Source organism: Bradyrhizobium sp. CCGE-LA001, assembly GCF_000296215.2.
Lineage (GTDB): Bacteria > Pseudomonadota > Alphaproteobacteria > Rhizobiales > Xanthobacteraceae > Bradyrhizobium.
Genome location: NZ_CP013949.1, coordinates 1,569,595 through 1,589,592, shown reverse-complemented (window position 1 = coordinate 1,589,592; position 19,998 = coordinate 1,569,595). Strand labels below are relative to the sequence as shown.

Genomic DNA, 19,998 nt, shown 5'->3' with positions numbered 1-19,998 from the left:
TGTGCCGTCATAGTTGCTGCGGATAACATCCGAGTCGAGGGGACATCCGGCGCAACCTAGAGCCGTGCCTGTTGGCGTCAGGTTAAGGAAGCGATCGGTTTCGATACCAGGGGTTCTTTTATGACTTTCGCATCACGCCTTGCTGCGCTCGCGCTCGTCGCGATGGTCGGCTGGATCGTGCCAGCCTCCGCCCAGCAGGCGCCGCCGCCCAACCTGCCGCCGCCGCAGCGAACCCAGACCCCCAGCACCTATGGGCCGGACGAGCTCGTCACCGCCGGCCACCGCTTCTTCGGCAACGTCTCGCGCGGGCTTGCCTCGATCATCGAAAAGGCGGTCAGCCAATGGGGCCTGCCGAACGGCTATATCCTGGGTGAGGAAGGGTCCGGCGCCTTCGTCGCCGGCCTGCGCTACGGCGAAGGCACGCTCTACACCAAGAACGCCGGCGATCTGCGCGTCTATTGGCAGGGCCCCTCGCTCGGCTTCGACTGGGGCGGCGACGGCGCCCGCACCATGACGCTGGTCTACAACCTGCCTGCCACCAACGCGATCTACCAGCGCTTCGCCGGCCTCGACGGCTCGGCCTATATCATCGGCGGCTTCGGCATGACCGCGCTGACCGCCAACAACATCGTGCTGGTGCCGATCCGCTCCGGCCTCGGCCTGCGGCTGGGCGCCAATATCGGGTATCTCAAATACACTCCCAGCGCGACCTGGAACCCGTTCTAGGCGCTCCTTTCTCCCTCCGCTTACCGATCAAGGTTAACGACAGAGCGGGGCTGGCTTTTTGCCGGCCCGCCATGGCATTGTCGTTGGTAAATTTTTCCTTAGCTCTCGGAGTTCTGGCCCATGGTCGAGCCGATCATGTACCTGGCGATCGGTTTCCTGCTCTCGATGCTGTGCGGGCTCGCCATCGTGCCGCTGGTGCATAACCGCGCGGTGCGCCTGACCACGCGCCGGCTCGAGGCCGCCACCCCGCTGTCGATGGCCGAGATCCAGGCCGACAAGGATCAGCTCCGGGCCGAATTCGCCATGTCGGCGCGGCGGCTGGAGATGAGCGTCGAGCAGCTCAAGAACAAGACAACGAGCCAGCTCGCCGAGCTCGGCAAGAAGAGCGACGCCATCAATCGCATGAAGATCGAGCTCGGCGAAAAGAACGCCACGATCTTTGCGCTGGAAGCGCGCGAGAAGGCGGTGAAGGAGCAGCTCCGCGCCACCGAAGAAGAGTTCTCCGCCAAGACCCAATCCTTGCGCGAGGCCGAGATCGCGCTGGCCGACAAGCAGGCCGATCTCGCCAGGATCAACACCGAGCTCTCCGACCGTTCGATGATGGCGGAGAGCCGCCAGGTCGAGCTCGTCGCGGTACGCGCGCAGATCGAGGAACTGAAGAACCGCGTCGGTGATGCCGAAAAGGAGTTCGCGGCGACGCAGGCGCGCCTCGCGCAGGAGCGCACCGAATCCGAGACCGCCTCGCGCGAGCTCGCCGAAGCCCGCGGCCGCGTCGAGAATCTGAGCCAGCGCGTCACCGAGCTCGACCGCCAGCTCATCGTGCAGGTGAAGGAGGCCGAGATGCTGTCCAGCCGCGTCGCCGACCTCGAGGCGCGCCTCGCCACGCAAGGCAAGCTGCTCGCCGAGCGCGACTACGAGAACAACCAGCTGCGCCAGGCTAATGACAGTGCCGAACGCACGGTCAAGGAGCTGCGCGTCGAGCTCGCCGCCCTGAGCGGCGGCAAATCGTCGGCCGCGTTCGAGGCGCTGCGTGCGGAGAAGATCGCGCTGGAGGAGCAGCTCCGCAGCGCGCGCGACGAGCGCGCCAAGCTGCAGCGCGACATCAACACGATCCAGCAGCAGGCGGAGAGCTCCTGGGCGACGGAGCGGATGGAGAACGCGCTTTTGCGCGAGCGCATCAACGACATCGCCGCGGAAGTGGCAAAGCTCGCGATGCAGCTCGAAGGCCCGAACTCGCCGATCGAGGCGCTGCTCGCCGCCGAGGCCGGCCAGCCGCCGAAGCCGGCGCCGCGCCCCGCCAACGACGCCGCGACCAAGGGCGCTGCGAGCCTGCCCGAGGGCGGCGGAACGCTCGCCGAGCGCATCCGCGCCCTCCAGGCCCACGCTTCCCGCGCCCGCCAGCAGGGGGCCTAAGCAGGCCGAAACCCGGCCTCGCCTGCGAATTGCGTGGCTTGCGGAAGGTTTTGCGGCCGCAACCCGCCTGAAAACTTGACACCTTCGGCCCGCACTTCTAAATCGCGGGCTCCATGTGCCGGCCGACTGACAAGTCCGGCCGCCTGCACGATGGTCCCGGGCGCATAGCTCAGCGGGAGAGCGTTCCCTTCACACGGGAGAGGTCCAAGGTTCGATCCCTTGTGCGCCCACCACGCTTCGCCAAAAGGCTTCGCGTGGCGCAGCCACGCCCAATGATGGCGAAGCGTGTCCGGCGTAGCTCGAAGAGCGCAGACGGACTGGTGCGTCTTGCTCCCGCTCTGTCCAGGCATTGAAAACAACCCCATGCACAGTAGCCGACATGAGCAAAAACAAGGGGTTGCGCGTTTTCCGAATTTTTGTGCGAGGCGTCGGGCAAAACAGGGGTAGGATGGGCGTGCCTGGAGAGCGGCTTTAGTCTAGGGGACAAGTCGGCGCTCGCCGACGTCCGCGCCGGTCATTGGCATTGCGGCTCGCATGACACCCGAGAGGCAGATGCGATCTCCTATGTAACCACCACATATGGCGAGTCTGCATGTAGGTGCCCGTGACGACGGATTGTCACAAGCTCTGCACGCTGTAATGATTGTCTATCGCGAAAAATCTCGCCCAGAAGATTGGGCTACAACAGTCCGACAAATTGGAATGCTGGATGTCAACCGCGTCGAAGATAAAGCGTGCCCGTCTCTTGTATCGTGAACGCGGATTGAAGTGGCTAGCGGTATCGGCCCTCGGCGAGCTACCGGTACTCCCCTCGATCTTCGCCAAGATGGCCAATATCGCAATGCCATCCGGCCCATTCGTGGCTCTGGCCGGGGTGCATTCCAATCAGCTCTGGCACGAACGCCGTAGCAGCATCCGAAGAGTGGCAGGGCAATTTCTTACAAAGCCCTGCGACGTCCTGGAAGTCGGCACGTGGATGGGGAAAGGATCGACTCAGGTCTGGCTGCAAACCCTGCCGGCGGGCTCTTCACTGACGCTGGTCGACGCATGGCGCCCCTACATTGCTGAAGGCGAGACAGCCGCCGCGACAGTTGGAATGGACGGCCTCCACCATGTTGCGATCAACACGACGTTGAAAGAAATCTACAAGAACGAAGCCAGGCTTTCCGTCTCACTCGTACGAGCGGAATCCAAAAACTTCCTTCCTCTCCTCAAGGATCAGTCTTTCGACTTAATCTACATCGATGGGTCACATTACTATGCCGACGCCAAGCGAGACATGCAGGAGGCCAAGCGGCTATTGCGTCCCGGTGGCGTGATCTGTGGCGATGATCTCGACACCGCGCCCCGAGACGATCTGGTTGCGCTTGCCCGAGCCAACATGGAAAGCGACTTATTCGTTCTCCCCGACGGCAACGCATTTCACCCGGGTGTCCTGCTCGCCGTCACAGAAGAGTTCGAAAGGGTAAACTGCGAGAACGGCTTCTGGTGGACTGATCCCGTGCATTAGATCGCCTCTGCGGCCGACGACCGGGACACGCCGATTGTGAGGGCGTTGAACGCCTGTCCTCAGCGAGCGAGCCCCTCCGAAACGAGGCAACGGGTCACTCCAGCTTCAGGCCTTTCAGCGACAGAATATCGGGATGGCCGCAATTCGACAGAATCTCGATCTGCAAGAACCGCGATCGAACACGCTCGGGGATTCTCACGGTACGCCACCCTCGCAGATCATCCAACGCGCAAATATCGCCTGCAGACGCAATCGACGTCCAGGCACTCCCGTCATCGCTGATCTTGATTCTGACCTCCTTCGGCATCCGCTCGACAAGGCCATTCTGAGACTCGAAGCTCACGCTGCTGAACGGTTTCGCAACCGTGAACTCCACCGTGATGACCTGCGGATAGGTTGGATCTCTCGAAGCATGCCAGCCAGGCTGTGCTGACCAGAACAACCCGCCAGGGCCATATTCGCCCAAGACACTGGTGGCATTGATCTTCACACCGGCCACCGAAGGCGTGATGGGCTCGGCGGTCATCCTGGAAAAGTCCATGATATAAGGCTTGACCGGCCCGTAGATCACCTCAGAACCGGATGAGAAACTCACGACGACACTTTTCGAACTCGTTAGCGCGCGGTTGACGCAAGCTTGGTCGGATCCACAATATTCCACCGGAACACCGGGATAATCTGCTCGCTCGCGAAGCAGTGCATTGATCATCCAGGGTATGCCGACAGGATTTCTGGAGGTCGCGAGGACTGCATTTTCGTTGCCGAGTTGAGGGCTGAGCTCTTTCTCGGCGTTCGGCGGACGAGGACGGATTGGAACCACCACCAGCAAATGCCTGCTGTTGATCCATCCCTTCATATCAAGCCAATCTGACAACTTGTCCCGCATCAGCTGAATTTCCGCGCCCGTGACAACGGTCTCAAGCTTGGCCTGCTGGTTTTGAATCCAGGCGATCGGCAAGAAACCGCCAAACAACAGGATCGCAGGTGCCCATCTCGCAGTCGCCGGATAGCGCCGAAGAAGCAGGGAGAGAAGCCCGACCGTGGCGCCGCAAAAAAACAGGTTCCAGGGGAGCACGTGTCTGGAAGCAAGGGCTTGGGATGGGCTGAACAGCCAGGGCGAAATCGCTGCAAACAGGACGACAAGACCGATGATCAGGAACGACAGGCCAACCGTGAGGACAGAATGCCCTCCTTTCGTGGCCCTGCTGCCGAGCCATGCGAGGATACCGCAGAAAGCAATCAGAATGATGAGCGACAATCCCGGCGGCGCAGAAAAGTCGAACGGCGACATATTGACGAAATGGATGGCGGCCACCTTCGCCTGGTGAAGGAGGACAGAGCCGAGTTGCACGGCAACCTCGTACCCGACCGGTAGATCACCCGCTTTACGCTCGATGAAGGATACCGTTACCTTGACGAGCCCGTAGTAGAACAGGCACGTGCCGAAATAGAATCCCAGGGTCGAAACAAGATTCTTCAGCCTGTTCGACAAAGATTTCGCGAGGTCAAATCCGAACTCCAACAGAGCAAGAGGTACGACAATGAAGGCGTAAGCGGGATAGATCAGGCACGCGCTCAAGAACAGGCAGAAAGATATTGCGACCGCTTTTTGCTTACGCCTGGGCTCGCGATTTCGTCCGCTGTAAAGATGGAAGGAAGCGGCAGCCAAGATCGGGGCAATCAGAACCATCCCCGCCGGCAGGCCTTGCAAAAACATGAATGAATAGGCCGGCGTGAGGACCATTGCGGCGGCGGCCAACGTTCCAAAGGCCATCCCCCCCAAGATCGGCGCCAAGACGAAACCCAGGTACATCACCGTCGCAAGCGCGATCGCAAGCATGATCGGGCGCAGGTAGGCGAAGTCGGAAATTCTGGCGACCACGGCATGCTCGATGCATTCGGTCATCCATACGAAGGGGCGTCCGGTCAGGACATAAAAGCTCGGAATCATGGTCACGCACGCCTGGCCACGATCGAGCGCCGACTGCGGTTCGGTGGAGTATCTGAACGCGCGCCACTGATCCTGCGTCACATAGTCAAACTGGAGGGTCGGCAAATATGCGAACACCACCAGTAACAGCGAGACGAGGATAACTCCCCGGGACAAGCCGTCTTCAGCCCGCAATGCGGCGATCAACGGCCCGAACAACCCGGATCGCTTCACTTGGCCGGCCTCCAGAACCATATCTCCCGGATGAACTGGAAGTAGTAGGCGGCGCCCCAGCGCAAAATCTGAAGTTTTCGCTCTCCGCCGATCCGTGCGGGTTCATCCCCCGGTATTTCCGCGATCTTCAGCTTCGCCTTCGCCGCTCGCACCGACAAGAGCGGTTCCCAGCTGATCTTGGTACCGAACATCGTTTCGGGCAACGCATATGCATCCTCCCGATCGAGCCCGAGTTCGTGTGCCAGCGCCTTGCGATAGGCACGGAATATCACCATCACGTCGGTGTATCGGCCGCCATACAGCAGATTGACCGTTCTGGTGAACAGCCAGTTGCCGAAGGCAGTGATGACGTCGTCGTCATCGCTCTTGGCATCGCCCAGATAGCGGGAAGCTACGACCATGTCATACCCCTCTCTCATCTTGGCGATGAGACCAGGAATAAGTTCAGGGACGGAGTTCCCATCCGGACTGAATGTGACCACCACGTCGCCTTCTACAAGCGGCCATACCTCGGTGTATGCGTGGCGGAAGCCCCTCTTCTGCTGCACATAGACCTGATATCCGTTCTCCTTGGCCCACTCGATGCTGCCGTCGGTCGAGCCACCATCGACGACGATGATTTGGTCGAGACAAGATCGGTCAACACGAGGCATGATGACCTTCATGCCCTCGAGCTCATTGAGCGCCATCACCAACAAGGTGGTCTTCATCATTGCTCCGATGCGGTTGGTTCCTGCAGGCAAGAGCAAGCGCTTGCGCGGAGAGCAAGGCATGGGTTCGCCAGAACACGAGGCAGGTGACTGCTTCGCTCTTGAGCCTTGATTGCCCGTAAAACCTAGAATGTATTTGATATCACAGCGCTATTGATCGTGCCCCAAGCGAAGCTAGCTATGCACAACATCCGCGGGTCTGGCAAGGGCGAGTCCCGCTGAGGTAACAATCGCAAGGCTATGCTGCCTCACACGGACAGGCATGACGAAGGTGAGCAGAATGCATTCACTTTCGAAAGATTCGTGTGATGGGCCCGCGGCGCTAGCGCAGTAAAGTCACGCCACGCAGGATCGCCGCGAGTGGCGTTCTATCCGCCGACCTGCTCGCTCATCCGCCGGCGCAACTGTCGTTGAACGACCTCGCCCAGCGGGCTATCAGGCGATTTGCGGAAGGCCTTGAGCTTCTTGATCCGGCCTTGGCGCAGGACTTGCGAGTGTGCTTCGTCGGCAGACTCGTCTGCCACTGCTCCTTTCGCACCGAGAAGAGCCTGGCGCACGGCGCGACGCTCGTCCTGATGCGATCGTCGCTTGCTGCGCGGAATGTTCTTACGGCTGCTCTTGTGATTTTCACCATAGGTGTTGCGCCGGTCGTGCTCGTAACTCAGTCGCTTCTTTTCGCGGGGACTTTTGACCTTGCTCACGAATGCCTCCAAATTCGGACTGCCGACGCGGGGCGTCTTGCGGACACAGCAAGGGTTGAGTGTCAGGCCCGACAAGATTGGTTCGATGGACCAAGAACTCCGCACCCGCAGAGCCAGACCCCTACTTGCCTCGATATCGCAGCGCCTCTACCAGCAGCGAGAAGGCCGGCGAAGGCTGGCGGCGGCAGGGATAGTAGAGATGGTAACCCGCGAAAGGCGGGCACCAATCCGAGAGCACACGGACCAGACGTCCCTGGGACAATTGAGGCTGCACCTGTCCCTCGGTGAGGTAGGCAAGGCCCAGCCCCTTCAACGCGCCGTCGAGGAGAAGGCCCGCGCTGTTGAACACGAGCTGGCCCTCCACCCGCACATTGAGCTCCCGCCCGTTCTTTTCGAACTCCCAGGCATACAGGCTGCCGCCGTGCGTCGGCAGACGGAGATTGAGGCAATTGTGGTGCGTCAAATCCTGCGGCGTCTTCGGCCGCTTGTGTTCGGCGAAGTATGAAGGCGAGCCGACCACGGCCATGCGAAGGTCGGGGCTGATACGCACGGCGATCATGTCCTTGGCGACGAGCTCGCCCGGACGAATGCCGGCATCGACCTGCTGTGCCACGATATTGGTGAGCCCGTAGTCGACGATCACTTCGACGTGGATGTCCGGATATTTTGGCAGGATCTTTTGCAACGCCGGCAGCAGGATCTCGCCGGCGGCAAACTCCGTCGCCGTCAGCCGGATGGTCCCGGCGGGCTTCTCGCGCAATTCGCTGAGCGCGGCGAGGTCGGTCTCCATCTCCATGAATTTCGGGCCGACGCTGAGAAACAGCCGCTCGCCAGCCTCAGTCGGCGTGACGCTCCGCGTCGTCCGGTTCAGCAACCGCACGCCGAGCCGCTCCTCCAGATTTCGGATGATCTGGCTGAGCGCGGACTGCGTCATGCCGAGCTTCGCCGCGGCGCGCGTGAAGCTGCGCTCCCGCGCCACGGCGAGGAAGGCGAGGAGATCGCTGGCGTCCTCTCGGTTCATTCATTAGTCCCGCTAATGACTGCATGCGAAATCTATCACCTAATCGGAGAAGCACGGAAGTCCTAGGTTCGGATCAGCCATCGGGACGACAGCAGATGATGGCACCCGCCCCTGGAAGGAACCCCGTCATGAAAATGGCCGCAGCGAGTCTGCTTTCATTGTGCCTGCTCGCCGGCCCCGCCGCCGGACAGGCGTCCACCGCAGGAGCAAACATCATGTCGAAGCCGGATATCCGCGGCGTGGCTCCAGCCCTCGAAGCCTATGCGCAAAAATTCGTCGTCGGCGATCTCTGGAAACGACCGGGACTGTCGCGCCGGGATCGCAGCATCGTCACCGTGGCCGCGCTGATCGCGCGCGGTCAAACCATCGAGCTGCCCCACTATCTGGCGCTCGCGCTCGACAACGGCGTGAAGCCGTCGGAAATATCGGAGATCATCACGCATTTGGCCTTCTACACCGGCTGGGCCAACGCGCTGGACGCGATCCCGGCGGCGAGCGAGCTGTTCAGGAGCCGCAATATCGGCGCCGATCAGCTGCCGCCGGCTTCGGGGCCGCAGCTGCCGCTCGACGAGGCCGCCGAGAAGCAGCGGGCCACGCGCGTCGGCGAGCAGTTCGAGCAGATCACGCCGAGCCTCGTCCAGTACACGACCGACGTGCTGTTCCGCGATCTCTGGCTGAGGCCGGCCCTGGCACCGCGCGACCGCAGCCTCGTCACCGTCAGCGCGCTCATCGCCACCGGCCAGGTCGCGCAGATCACCTATCATCTGAACCGCGCGATGGACAACGGGTTGACGCGGGAGGAAGCCGGCGAGGTGCTCGGCCATCTCGCCTTCTACGCCGGCTGGCCCAACACATTCTCCGCGGCGCCTGTCGTCAAGGACGTCGTCGAAAAGCGGCCGCGTTGATCGGAGAGATGACCGTGATCACACGACGTGGCGTGTTCATCGCCGGCAGCACAGCAGCCACTCTCGCAATTTGGCGGGTCCAGCCACTCGCGTCCGAAGCACCGAAGGAGACTGAGATGGAGATCGACATCAAGAGAAACGGGTCGCGGCCCTCGCAAAAAGGGTCGCAGGACTGGTTCACCGGGGCCGTCCGCGTCGATCCGCTGTTTCAGGCACCGGATCCCGCCCGCGTCGGTGGCGCCCAAGTCACGTTCGAGCCCGGTGCCCGGACCGCTTGGCACACTCATCCACTCGGGCAGACGCTGATCATCACGGCCGGGCTCGGCTGGGTTCAGCGCGAAGGCGGTCCGGTCGAGGAGGTTCGGCCCGGCGACGTCGTCTGGTTCCCGCCCGGACTGAAGCACTGGCATGGCGCCTCGCCGACGACGGGGATGACCCACATCGCGATCCAGGAATCCTCCGGCGGCAGGAACGTGGACTGGCTGGAGAAGGTGAGCGACGAGCAGTATCGGAAGTAATCAACGCGCACTGTAGAGTGCGCACGATGTATCTGAGGGAGCACGCATGGCGACCGTATTCATCACCGGCAGCACGGACGGTCTCGGCCGTGCGGCGGCACAATCGCGTCTGGATCAAGGTCACCGCGTGGTGCTGCACGCGCGATCAGCCGATCGCGCCGCCTCGCTTGGCGAGCTCACCTCCCGTGCCGCAGGCATCGTCGGCGGCGATCTCAGCAGCGCCACCGAGACGAGGCGCATTGCCGACCAGGTCAACGCGATCGGGCGGATGGACGCGATCATTCACAACGCCGGCGTCTATACGCAGCCGAGCCGCGGCGCGACGCCGGAAGGCCATGCCGTCACCTTCGCCATCAACACGCTGGCGCCTTACATGCTGACGGCCCTGATCCGGCGGCCCGACCGCTTGGTGTATCTGAGCAGCGGGCTGCATCGGGGCGGAGAGGGCTCACTGGACGACCTCGACTGGGAGAGCCGGGCCTGGGATTCCGCAAAGGCGTACGCCGAGAGCAAGCTGCATGTCGTCGCGCTGGCTTTCGTATTGGCGCGGCGCTGGCCCGAGGTGCTGAGCAATGCCGTTGATCCCGGATGGGTGCGCACGAAGATGGGTGGCTCGAGCGCGCCGGTCGATCTCGACACCGGACAACGGACCCAGGCGTGGCTCGCTGTGAGCGCAGATTCCGCTGCCAAGGTGAGCGGCCGCTACTGGCATCACTTGCAGCAAGAGGAGCCTGCGCGTGAGGCCACCGATCCGGGATTTCAGGACCAGCTCATCGACAAACTGAGCAAGCTGACGGGCGTCGAGCTGCCGAAGGCCTAAACCCTCCGGCAATGACGGAGCAACCGTCAGTCGGCTGCAGCCGGCCGCCAGGCGGCGTAGAGACCGACGAGGGTCCCGATGGCGATCAGCGCCGCCGCCAACAGCACCTGCAATTGCCCATCATCGGTCGGGCCTACCGATGACACGAGCCGGGTCACGATCACGAACAGAACGCCCACAGAGGCCGCGGCACCAACGCCGAGATAAGCGAGCTCTCGCGTCAGCTTCCCGCCGAGAAGGCCGAGCGCCGTGAAATACATCGCGCAGGCGTTGGGATGAACGAACAGAGCAATTCGCGCGTAAGAGCCGTAGGCGTCGAGAAGGGACTCGCATCGGCGCAGTGCCGCTCTGGAGGCAACCCGCTGCAACAGCGGCCTGAAGAAGCGAGCCTGTCCGTAACTCAAGACGGCACCGACGATGATCGCCAGCCACGCCGCGATGAAGACGGAGACATCCACGGACTTCGGACTGAGCGTCACCGACATCAGGATGAGCGCGGTTCCCGGAAAATAGCCGAAATACGGGAAGACCGACTCCAGCAGCACGCAGACGAACATGAAGACCAGAAACCATGAGCCGGTCGCACCCTGGACGATGGCATTCAAGTCGAAGAGGTTCGTCCTGTAGAAGACGAGGTACATGCACATGGCGAGGCCAGCCAGCGCGTAGAACGGCAATGCGCCCGACAGAAATCGTCTCATCCAACCATCGCGCTCTGTTCGGCGGAGACGTCGGCCTCGCGCTTTTCCGGATCATGCTTTAGGCGAATGAGATCGCTCCTGTCGATAGCGCCGTTTGCCACGCAATGCTCGCCTCGCCCTGACCGCCCTACGCGATCGACAAAATCTCGACCTCTTGCGCGCCTGAGCCAACGACGTCCCCGACCGCCTTCCCCATCAGCGATCTCGCGACCGGCGAGACGAAAGAGATCGTGCCCGCCTTCGGATCGGCTTCATCCTCGCCGACGATGCGATAGGTCTGCACCCGGCCGTCCGCGCGGCTGAAGGTGACGGTGCTGCCGAAGGCGACGGTATCGGTCGAGGCCGGGTCGGGAACGAGCTGCGCGGTGCGCAGGCGTTCGGTCAGATAGCGGGCATCGCGCAGGGGCGCGGCCGATTGCCGGCGCTTCTCGTTGACGTCATCGATCGTTTGCGCGGCTTCATAGGCCTTACGCGCCTCGGCAAGCTGCTTCTGCAATGCCTGCAGGCCGGCCTCCGTCACGAGGTTCGGATGCGGCGAGATCGGGCGATCCGGCAACAGCGTCTCGGACGCGGTTTCGGCGCTCTCTTCCTTGGTGAAGGCGACGCTCAATTCTGGCTTCCTGTCGAACTGTTCGGGCTACCCGGAAGCGCGTTCCCCCGCGCCCGGTGTTGACCCTGACTATATCTCAAGTTCGACGAAACGACGGAGCTTGAAGACGAGATCCGGCAGGGCCTGGCGGAACCTGGTCGCATTCTGGAACGTGGTCGAGAATGGGGCGAAGGTGATCATGGCGTTCCAGTGCCTGTAACCATAGACCGTGACCGAGGCCCCGGTCGCCGGAAAATTCTCCATCTTGCGCAGCTCGCCGAGCACGAGATCGGCAATCGCTTCCGCAGGCAGCAATTGCTTGCCGTCCCGCGTGGTGGCGACTTTCGGTGGTGCTTCGGCCGTATTCGTCTCGGCCAACGCGGGTTCGGGTGCAGGCTCTGGCTTGGTCTCGGGCTTGATCTCGGGCTCAGCCGGCAAGGCATCGAGGGCGGGCGGCTCGACTGGCTCGGGCTCGTTCGCCGGTGCTGTCGGAGGAGCCTCGGTGAGCGGCGGGGGCGTCACGGTGTCTGCGCGCTTGTTGCCTCCCAGGATGCTGGTGATCATGGCCACCAAGCCAGCATCCTTTCCGTCGTCGCTCATTCCTCCCCCCGGACCTTGGCCTCTTTACTCGAAAACGCTCGCGCGACCCCCGCGCCGGCAGATCGCCACAATGTATGTCGTTGGATGCCATAGCAAAGGCCACCCTTCAAGGCACAACGGCGACGCAGCCGGCGATCCCGCCGCGCCGCCGTGCGATCGCTTATCGCTTATCGAAGGGAATGTATTGGTGGTACTGCTTGGGTACCGAGCTGCGGTAGCGGGCCGGGACAGTGCCGGTGTCGACCGAATGATCGATCTCCTGCTGCCGCGTCATCTTCTTCTTCGCCGGCTTCTTCGACGCGCTCTTCTTTGAAGAGCCCGGCTCGCTGGAGGCATCGGTGGTGGCAGCCGGTGCCGTCGCGGCCGGCGCAGGAGCTGTCGCCGCAGGCGCAGCGGTTCCGCCGGCGGCCGGCGCGCTCTGCGCCAGCGTAAACGTCGTCTGCATCATGACAACCAGCGCTGCCGTCGCAGCCAGCAAATATGATTTCTGCATCAGAACCTCCAAAATGCCTGATCCGAATGAGGCAAGCCTAGTCCCACGGGATCGAGGCATGCAAGTTCGCCGAGATTAGGTCGGAACCCGCGTGCGAACTGTGGCCGAGATCACAGTGGCCGCCGCTGGCTGCGTCACGATGTACCTCGCCTCGAACGCAGCCGGCGTCGCTGACACCAACACAGCATGACCCTGCGTCAGACAAGCCACGGGAACGCCGAGCACGGCCGTTCCACCCACCATCGAAGGAGACTGAAATGCGTCGCACCATCCTCACGCTTGCATCATTCGCAACCCTGATCGCCGCGTCATTGTCGGCGGCGCCGGCCCAGGCCGGCAGCGACAGATATTGCCTGCAAGGCCGCCACTGGGGCTATCCCGGCAACTGCCAGTTCTCGAGCTATCAGCAATGTGCGGCGAGCGCCTCCGGCACGTCGGCCTATTGCGGCATCAACCCGCGCTACGCCTACTCGCAGCCCTATTACTACTGACAAGAAAGCGGCGTGCGCAAACGTGCACGCCGCTTCGCATCTTGCTGCTGTTTACGATGACCTTTCCGGAAACCCGCGCTTTGCGCTTTTCCGGATCATGCGTCAGAAGACCTCTACGCCCGAATCCTTGATCACCTTGCCCCAGCGGCCGTAGTCGGCCTTGATGATGTCGGTAAACCCCTCGGGCGTCGAGGTCGTGACGCGTAGTCCCTGAGCCTCCAACCGAGTTCGAACATCGGGCTGCGCGCCGATGCGCACGACTTCTGCGTTCAGGCGCTGGATGATTTCAGCCGGGGTACCTGCGGGCGCAACCAATCCAAACCAGGAATCGACGACGAAGTCCGACACACCGGCTTCGGCTGCGGTGGGGACGTCGGGCAGCTGCGATGAGCGCTCGCGGCTGGTGACGAGAAGGCCCTTGATCTTTCGGCCGCGGATCTGCGGCGCGAGCACGGTCAGCGTGTCGAACGACAGATTGACGACGTTGCCCAGGAGCGCATTGACCGCCGGGGCGCTGCCCTTGAACGGCACATGCAAAAGCTTCGTTCCGGTTTGGCGCTGGAAGAGTTCGCCGCTCAGATGGCAAAGCGTGCCAGGACCGCAGGAAGAATAGGTCAATTTGCCCGGATCTTTGTTCGCTGCAGCGACGAGGTCCCTGGCGCTCGAGACCGGCGTGTCCGGACTGACCGCCAGCACGTAGGGGACCGTCGCCAGGTTCGACACTGGCACGAAACTCTTGAAGGGATCGTACCTGATCTCCTTGTTGATATGCGGCAGGATGGTGAGCTGGCCGGCGGGAGCGAGCGACAAGGTGTAGCCATCGGGCTCCGCGGCAGCGACGGCTTCGGCAGCAATCGCAGTGCCTGCGCCTGCCTTGTTCTCGATGACGACGGGCTGCTTGAGCGCCTCGCTCAGCTTGTCCGCGTAGACGCGTGCGACGGAATCGGCGGCGCCGCCGGGAGGGAACGGCACGATGAGCTTGATGGTACGGTTCGGCCAAACACCGGCGCTCGCGCCGCTCGCACTCACGAGCACCGATGCGGTCAAGATGGATGCGGCCAGCAAGCGAAGGGATCGAACGAAGCGCACAGCAGAAATCCTCATTGAAGTTCGGCAAGCCCGACCGTCCCTTTTGCAGACGTCCCAGCAACTTGCCGCGGCAACCATTCAATAGATGCGATGCAACTGCGCTCGCAGCAATGGAACCGCGTTGCAAATGCGCGTTGGTGCAAAGAGGATTACTTCTGTCCGATGCACGATCGCGAGAAAAAGCGACTAATGAGCCGCCGCAGGCCGACGAAGGGTCACGCAGGTCGGAGTTCCGGAACGAGAAGAAGGCAGTGAGGGCTCTAAGAGGCCGCTAATCCGACCTCCGCCAACCGGCTTGCGAACCAGCGCGACTGCGCCTCATCGAGGGCCGCGCTGACATAGACTTCCGACATCGTCACGTGGTGCCGGTCCAGCACCAGCAGCACGCCGATCCAATACGGAAACCAGACATGCACGTCGGTCAGCGCGCGCAGCTTGTGCTGGTCGTGCTCCAGCGGCGTGTGATTGCTGGCCTTGCGAATCTCGACGGTGAGCAGATTGTTCGGGATCTCGCGCTGATGCACCGCGACGTCGGGATAGATCGATTTGCCCAGATGGTCGTCGGTGGAGATGATGCTGCCGTGCGGCAGGTGCAGCGTGCGCTCGCCGAGCCGGTCGTAATTGCAATCGACCGACCAGCCCGAGAACTGCCTCTCCAGGTGCACGGCGAAGCGATGCGTGATCGCGCGCTCGCCGACGTCCTTCTCGAACAGGAACGTCTCGTGGGCGTAGAAGTCCCGGAGCGCCGCGATCACCTTGTTCAGCTCGGTCTGCATTTTTGCTCAGCCCCGCCGCGCCGCTCCAATGTTCCTTTACATCTGGACTTCGATCAGGCGCGGCCCGGGCTCGGCGACGGCCTCGGCCAGCGCCTTGTTGAACTCATCGGCATTGGTGACGGCGCGGCCGGGCACGCCCATGCCCTTGGCCAGCGCCACGAAGTCCAAGGTCGGGCGATCGAGGCGGAGCATGTCGTTGGCACGCTGGCCGGGCTCCCCGGCGCCGACATTGTCGAACTCGCCGCGCAGGATCTGGTAGATTCGGTTGGCGAACACGATGGTGACGATGTCGAGGTTCTCGCGCGCCTGCGTCCACAGCGACTGGATGGTGTACATCGCGCTGCCGTCACCGACCATGGTGATGACCTTGCGGTCCGGGCAGGCGATCGCGGCGCCGATCGAGAGCGGCGTCGAGAAGCCGATCGAGCCGCCCATGTTCTGGAGCCAGTCGTGCGGGGCGGCCGCCGCCGTCGGCGGGAAGAAGCCGCGGCCGGTGGTGAGGGATTCGTCGACCATGATGGCGTTCTCGGGGATCGCACAGGCGATCGCCTGCGCGATCGAGGCGAAGTTGAGCGCGCCGGTCGGCTTGACCAGCTCAGCCAAGGCCTGCGGCTTGACGTCCTTGACGCTGGCCTTCACGGCGCCGGCCAGTGCTTCGAGCGCCGCGACCGAGTTCTCGCCCCAGGACGTCATGCGATGGACCTCGCAGCCCTCAGGCTTGAGCATGCTCGGCTTGTTCGGATAGGCGAAGAACGCCACGGGATCGTCGGACTCGACCAGCACGATGTGACGGAACCTCGCCAGCATCGGCAGCGCCTGCTCGATGACGTAGTGGATGCGGTCGATCGAGAAACGGCCGCGGCCGCGCGCCATCTTGGGGCGGAAGGTCGGGCCCATCACGGTGCAGCCGGTCTTGCCGGCGATGCGCTCGGCCAGCGCCAAGCCCTGCTCGGTCAGCGCGCTGCCGGTCATCAGGAGCAGCGTGCCCTCGCCGTCGCCGTGCAGGATCTTCGCGGCCTGCTCGACCGCCTGCGGCGAATAACTCGCGCGCTGCTGCTCGGCCGGAACCTCGGCGATGCCGTCGGCCTCGTTCCAGGCGGTGTCGGCGGGCAGGATCAGGGTCGCGATCTGCGGCGGCGCGCTTTTGGCGGCAGCGATCGCCGCGGCGCCGTCGGCAGCGACCGATTTGGAATCCGGCGAGGTGCGGACCCAGGACGACATCGGCCGGGCCAGGCCCTCGATGTCGGAGGTCAGCGGCGCGTTGTAGCCGATGTGGTAGACCGCGTGCTGGCCGACGATGTTGACGATGCCGGAATTGGCCTTCTTGGCGTTGTGCAGATTGGCAAGGCCGTTGGCGAGGCCGGGGCCGAGATGCAGCAGCGTCGAGGCCGGCGTTCCCTTCATGCGGAAATAGCCGTCGGCGGCGCCCGTCACCACGCCTTCAAACAGGCCGAGCACGCAGCGCATGCCGGGAACGCGGTCGAGCGCTGCGACAAAATGCATCTCGGAGGTGCCGGGGTTGGTGAAGCAGACGTCCACCCCGCCCTTGACCATCGTCCGCACCAGGCTTTCCGCACCGTTCATTCTTTTTGCTCCGCAACCGGTCTTTTCAGGTGATCCATCCGATCAATCATTGTTCGCGCTCCCCGTCAAAGCAATAGCCGCCATCGCTGCCCTGCCCCGCGCCGCCATGCGCGGGTTTGGCTAATGTTTTTCGGCAAATTGTGGTTGCCGATTTGGTAACGCCAATCGTGGAGCATGGGCTCCCTCACGGCCCCGTGGCTTGCGAAATCCGCGCAAATATGGCCTGTGGCGTTGATTGAATCGATTTCTTGCTGGGGAAAACAATGATCCGGTTTTTTGCCGCGCCGATTGCCGCCATCGCTCTGCTGTCGGCCACCGCAGGCGGCGCGCTCGCCGAAATGTTCGACACGCGAGACATCATGGGCGGCGGCCCGAACTTCTTCGGTTCCGGCGCCAATCCCGTCCCCCGCACCACGGTCATGTACAATGGTAATTACGCGCCCGGCACGATCGTGGTGAACACCAGCGAGCGGCGGCTGTATCTGGTGCTCCAGAACGGACAGGCGCTGCGCTATGGCATCGGCGTCGGCCGCGACGGCTTCCGCTGGGGCGGGGTGCACAGGATCACCGCCAAGAAGGAATGGCCGGCTTGGACGCCGCCGGCGCAGATGCTGGCCCGCCGGCCCGACCTGCCGCGCCACATGAAGGGCGGCGTCGACAATCCGCTCGGCGCGCGCGCGATGTATCTGGGCTCGACGCTGTACCGCATCCACGGCTCCAACGAGCCGGAGACGATCGGCCAGGCGGTGTCCTCGGGCTGCTTCCGCATGACCAATGACGACGTCACCGACCTCTACAGCCGCGTCGCGGTCGGCACCACCGTGGTGGTGCTGAACAACTAGGCCGCAGGCGACTGCGTCTGGAACCCGCAGGGGCGCGTGCATTTGCGGGCTTGTGCGCGCGGGGTGAATGCGGCAGCGTCGGCGGACGATGAGCGCTCTGAATCTGCCCTCGCCTCGCCTTCGCATCGGCCTCCTGATCCTCGCCGCGCTCACCTTGGTGCCTGACGCCGCATCCCAGGCTGCGGCGGGCGAACTGCCCGCGGTCACATCGCGCCAGCGCTCCGAGCGGAAGAGCTTCACCGACGGCGAGATCGTCGAGGGCTTCCTGAAGACGGCGTTCGGCGCCGAATACCACCTCGCCGGCCGCGTCGATCGCATCCGCAAGTTCGACGGGCCGGTGCGCGTCTACGCCGAGAGCGATCGCGCCGATCGCAAGACGCAGCTCGCGAAGGTCGTCTCCGACATCGCCCGCCGCGTGCAGCATCTCGACATCGCCATGATCGAGACCAACGAGGCGGCGAATGTGCGCGTGAAGCTCGTGCGCGACCGCGATCTCTTCCGCACCCTCACCAGCTTCTACGGCGCCGAGAAGGCGCGCGAGATCCGCTCCTCGCTCGATCCGCAATGCCTGTCCGGCTTCCGCAAGAACGACAATTTCGAGATCGAGCATTCCGACGTCATCCTCACCGTCGACAACGGCGATTTCACCTTCCTCGACTGCGCCTATGAGGAGCTGCTGCAATCGCTCGGGCCGATCAACGACACCTCAAGCGTGCCCTGGACGATGTTCAACGACAACGTCTCGATGGGCTATTTCGACATCTACGACCAGTACATCCTCAACGTGCTCTACGATCCCCGCATCAAGGCCGGCATGACGGTGGCGGAGGTCAAGGCGGTGCTCCCCGCCGTGCTCAAGGACGTGCGCGCCTGGGTGAAGCGGGTGAATGATTTGAAGGAGTAGGTGATCTCTTTCCCCTCTCCCCTTGTGGGAGAGGGTGGCTCGCCGCGGAAGCGGCGAAACGGGTGAGGGGTCTGTCTCCGCACGTTCGATTCACAATGAGTACGCGGAGAGAGACCCCTCATCCGGCGCTTCGCGCCACCTTCTCCCACAAGGGGAGAAGGGAAGAAGAGTCTCTTTCGAACGCCCTACTGCACGAGATCGGCGACGGTGGTTGCGGCCTTGAGACCCGTGCCGGTGAGGACCACGACCGTGGTCTCGTTCGCCTTGATGGCGCCGGCGGCGGAAAGTTTGTCCAGCGCGGCGGCCGCGCTCGCGCTAGTCGGCTCGGCGAAAAGGCCTTGCCGCGCCAGACGCCGCAGAGCGGCGACGATCTCGTCTTCGGTGTGCGCGACGGTGCCGCCGCCGCTGTCGCGCAGAGCTGCGATGATCTCGCGCAGCCGCAGCGGGTTCTTGATGGCGGTGCCTTCGGCGATGGTCTTGTGCACCTCGCGCGCGACGGGCGTGTCGAAGCCGGCCTTGAAGCTCGCATCGATCGGCGAGCAGTTTTGCGGCTGCGCCGCGAACAGGCGCGGCAGCTTCGCGATCTGGCCGGCCTTGAGCAGCTCGCGGAAACCGAAGGCGCAGCCGAGCAGGCTGCTGCCGGCACCGACCGGAACGATGACGTTGTCGGGCGCACGGAAGCCGAGGTCTTCCCAGATCTCGTAAGCGAGCGACTTGGTGCCTTCGAGGAAGAACGGCTGCCAATTGTGGCTGGCGTAAAAGGTCTCACTGGACTGGCGGATCGCCTCCGCTTCCGACTCCTCGCGCGGTCCCTCGACGAGTTGCACCGTCGCGCCGTAAGCGCTCACCTGCGCGATCTTCGCCGGCGAGGTCGAAGCCGGCGCCAGGATCTTCACGCGCATGCCGCCGGCGGCACCCAGCCCCGCCATTGACGAGCCGCCATTGCCGGACGAGTCCTCCAGAATGGCTGAGATGCCGATCTGGCGCAGGAAGGACAGCATCACCGCCGAGCCGCGGTCCTTGAAGCTGCCGGTCGGGTTGAACCATTCGAGCTTGAAGAACGGGCGCAGCTCGCCCCAACCCTGCTGCACCAGCGGCGTGCAGCCTTCGCCGAGCGTGATCGGATTCTTGATGTCGACCGGCAGCGCCGCCCGGTAGCGCCAGAGCGAGCGCGTGCGGCCGTCGATGTCCTCGCGCGAGATGCCGGTGCCCGGCGTCACCAGCAACGGCGTGCGCTCATCCGAACACCAGCGCGGCTGGTCGAGCGGATAGAGCCGTCCGTTGCGGGGATCGACATAGCTGGCGGCGGGCATGGCAGTCTCCAAGGCATGGGAATCCACCCTTGAAAACACGAAAACTGACAATATTTCAATCTCTTAAACTGGCTGCCGTGAGATCGGCAGGCCTCAGGGAGCTAGCCCCCAACGGGCCCTCCCCGCTC

General features: G+C 63.4%; 21 protein-coding genes and 1 tRNA gene. 10 read left to right on the top strand and 12 right to left on the bottom strand.

Going from position 1 to position 19,998, the window contains the following annotated elements; translation table 11 throughout:
- Window positions 1-120: 120 nt before the first annotated feature.
- The 4 genes from BCCGELA001_RS07635 (at window position 121) to BCCGELA001_RS07620 (ending at window position 3,649) form a co-directional block, all read left to right on the top strand.
- A complete protein-coding gene (locus BCCGELA001_RS07635) occupies window positions 121-726 on the top strand; it encodes a DUF1134 domain-containing protein (RefSeq protein WP_008563691.1) in 606 nt (201 codons plus the stop codon).
- 120 nt (window positions 727-846) lie between these two features.
- Window positions 847-2,139, top strand: coding sequence for a hypothetical protein (locus BCCGELA001_RS07630; protein ID WP_060734977.1), 1,293 nt, complete (start codon window positions 847-849; stop codon window positions 2,137-2,139).
- A gap of 158 nt (window positions 2,140-2,297) precedes the next feature.
- Window positions 2,298-2,372, top strand: a tRNA-Val gene (locus BCCGELA001_RS07625).
- Between the two features lie 476 nt (window positions 2,373-2,848).
- The gene (locus tag BCCGELA001_RS07620) at window positions 2,849-3,649 is read left to right on the top strand and encodes a class I SAM-dependent methyltransferase (protein ID WP_144441194.1); all 801 of its coding nucleotides are present in this window, start codon (window positions 2,849-2,851) and stop codon (window positions 3,647-3,649) included.
- A gap of 94 nt (window positions 3,650-3,743) precedes the next feature.
- On the opposite strand, the gene BCCGELA001_RS07615 is transcribed toward BCCGELA001_RS07620, so the two are convergent.
- From BCCGELA001_RS07615 to BCCGELA001_RS07600, 4 genes are all read right to left on the bottom strand, one after another.
- Window positions 3,744-5,834, bottom strand: coding sequence for a discoidin domain-containing protein (locus BCCGELA001_RS07615; protein ID WP_060734975.1), 2,091 nt, complete (start codon window positions 5,832-5,834; stop codon window positions 3,744-3,746).
- A complete protein-coding gene (locus BCCGELA001_RS07610) occupies window positions 5,810-6,526 on the bottom strand; it encodes a glycosyltransferase family 2 protein (RefSeq protein ID WP_202815404.1) in 717 nt (238 codons plus the stop codon). Before BCCGELA001_RS07610 ends, BCCGELA001_RS07615 begins: the two co-directional genes overlap by 25 nt.
- Window positions 6,527-6,891: 365 nt before the next feature.
- Window positions 6,892-7,224 carry a hypothetical protein gene (locus BCCGELA001_RS07605; protein WP_144441193.1) on the bottom strand — a complete coding sequence of 111 codons (333 nt, stop codon included), beginning with the start codon at window positions 7,222-7,224 and terminating at the stop codon, window positions 6,892-6,894.
- 121 nt (window positions 7,225-7,345) lie between these two features.
- Entirely contained in the window at window positions 7,346-8,245 is a 900-nt protein-coding gene (locus BCCGELA001_RS07600) for a LysR family transcriptional regulator (RefSeq protein WP_060734974.1), read from the bottom strand.
- Window positions 8,246-8,373: 128 nt separating this feature from the next.
- On the opposite strand from BCCGELA001_RS07600, the gene BCCGELA001_RS07595 reads away from it, so the two are divergent.
- The 3 genes from BCCGELA001_RS07595 to BCCGELA001_RS07585 all read left to right on the top strand — a co-directional run bounded on the left by BCCGELA001_RS07595 (window position 8,374) and on the right by BCCGELA001_RS07585 (window position 10,488).
- Window positions 8,374-9,150: a carboxymuconolactone decarboxylase family protein gene (locus BCCGELA001_RS07595; RefSeq protein WP_060734973.1), complete on the top strand. Its 777-nt coding sequence runs from the start codon at window positions 8,374-8,376 to the stop codon at window positions 9,148-9,150.
- 122 nt (window positions 9,151-9,272) lie between these two features.
- Window positions 9,273-9,668 carry a (R)-mandelonitrile lyase gene (locus BCCGELA001_RS07590; RefSeq protein WP_060737542.1) on the top strand — a complete coding sequence of 132 codons (396 nt, stop codon included), beginning with the start codon at window positions 9,273-9,275 and terminating at the stop codon, window positions 9,666-9,668.
- Window positions 9,669-9,714: 46 nt separating this feature from the next.
- Window positions 9,715-10,488: an SDR family NAD(P)-dependent oxidoreductase gene (locus tag BCCGELA001_RS07585; RefSeq protein WP_008563636.1), complete on the top strand. Its 774-nt coding sequence runs from the start codon at window positions 9,715-9,717 to the stop codon at window positions 10,486-10,488.
- 26 nt (window positions 10,489-10,514) lie between these two features.
- Here the strand turns inward: BCCGELA001_RS07585 and BCCGELA001_RS07580 are convergent, their stop codons facing one another.
- From BCCGELA001_RS07580 to BCCGELA001_RS07565, 4 genes are all read right to left on the bottom strand, one after another.
- Entirely contained in the window at window positions 10,515-11,189 is a 675-nt protein-coding gene (locus BCCGELA001_RS07580; RefSeq protein ID WP_060734972.1) for a hypothetical protein, read from the bottom strand.
- Between the two features lie 127 nt (window positions 11,190-11,316).
- On the bottom strand, window positions 11,317-11,799 hold the full coding sequence (gene greA / locus BCCGELA001_RS07575; protein ID WP_008563633.1) for a transcription elongation factor GreA: 483 nt from the start codon (window positions 11,797-11,799) through the stop codon (window positions 11,317-11,319).
- A gap of 69 nt (window positions 11,800-11,868) precedes the next feature.
- Window positions 11,869-12,378, bottom strand: a complete 510-nt coding sequence (locus BCCGELA001_RS07570; protein WP_008563631.1) for a hypothetical protein — start codon at window positions 12,376-12,378, stop codon at window positions 11,869-11,871.
- A 160-nt stretch (window positions 12,379-12,538) separates the two neighbouring features.
- Window positions 12,539-12,871, bottom strand: coding sequence for a hypothetical protein (locus BCCGELA001_RS07565; RefSeq protein WP_060734971.1), 333 nt, complete (start codon window positions 12,869-12,871; stop codon window positions 12,539-12,541).
- Window positions 12,872-13,128: 257 nt separating this feature from the next.
- Between BCCGELA001_RS07565 and BCCGELA001_RS07560 the strand changes: the two genes are divergently transcribed.
- The gene (locus tag BCCGELA001_RS07560; RefSeq protein WP_008563627.1) at window positions 13,129-13,362 is read left to right on the top strand and encodes a DUF3551 domain-containing protein; all 234 of its coding nucleotides are present in this window, start codon (window positions 13,129-13,131) and stop codon (window positions 13,360-13,362) included.
- A 102-nt stretch (window positions 13,363-13,464) separates the two neighbouring features.
- Here BCCGELA001_RS07560 and BCCGELA001_RS07555 read toward each other — a convergent pair whose 3' ends face one another.
- The 3 genes from BCCGELA001_RS07555 to BCCGELA001_RS07545 form a co-directional block, all read right to left on the bottom strand.
- Window positions 13,465-14,451 carry a Bug family tripartite tricarboxylate transporter substrate binding protein gene (locus BCCGELA001_RS07555; protein WP_236840826.1) on the bottom strand — a complete coding sequence of 329 codons (987 nt, stop codon included), beginning with the start codon at window positions 14,449-14,451 and terminating at the stop codon, window positions 13,465-13,467.
- 260 nt (window positions 14,452-14,711) lie between these two features.
- A complete protein-coding gene (locus BCCGELA001_RS07550; protein ID WP_008563623.1) occupies window positions 14,712-15,227 on the bottom strand; it encodes a hypothetical protein in 516 nt (171 codons plus the stop codon).
- 36 nt (window positions 15,228-15,263) lie between these two features.
- Complete coding sequence (locus tag BCCGELA001_RS07545; protein WP_008563620.1) at window positions 15,264-16,811, bottom strand: acetolactate synthase large subunit; 1,548 nt, start codon at window positions 16,809-16,811, stop codon at window positions 15,264-15,266.
- A gap of 263 nt (window positions 16,812-17,074) precedes the next feature.
- On the opposite strand from BCCGELA001_RS07545, the gene BCCGELA001_RS07540 reads away from it, so the two are divergent.
- Both BCCGELA001_RS07540 and BCCGELA001_RS07535 read left to right on the top strand, forming a co-directional pair.
- Window positions 17,075-17,653: a L,D-transpeptidase gene (locus BCCGELA001_RS07540; protein ID WP_008563617.1), complete on the top strand. Its 579-nt coding sequence runs from the start codon at window positions 17,075-17,077 to the stop codon at window positions 17,651-17,653.
- Between the two features lie 88 nt (window positions 17,654-17,741).
- Window positions 17,742-18,557 (top strand): DUF2927 domain-containing protein, encoded by an 816-nt coding sequence (locus BCCGELA001_RS07535; RefSeq protein WP_008563614.1) that lies wholly within the window; start codon window positions 17,742-17,744, stop codon window positions 18,555-18,557.
- 185 nt (window positions 18,558-18,742) lie between these two features.
- On the opposite strand, the gene BCCGELA001_RS07530 is transcribed toward BCCGELA001_RS07535, so the two are convergent.
- Window positions 18,743-19,870: a threonine synthase gene (locus BCCGELA001_RS07530; protein WP_060734970.1), complete on the bottom strand. Its 1,128-nt coding sequence runs from the start codon at window positions 19,868-19,870 to the stop codon at window positions 18,743-18,745.
- Window positions 19,871-19,998: the final 128 nt, after the last annotated feature.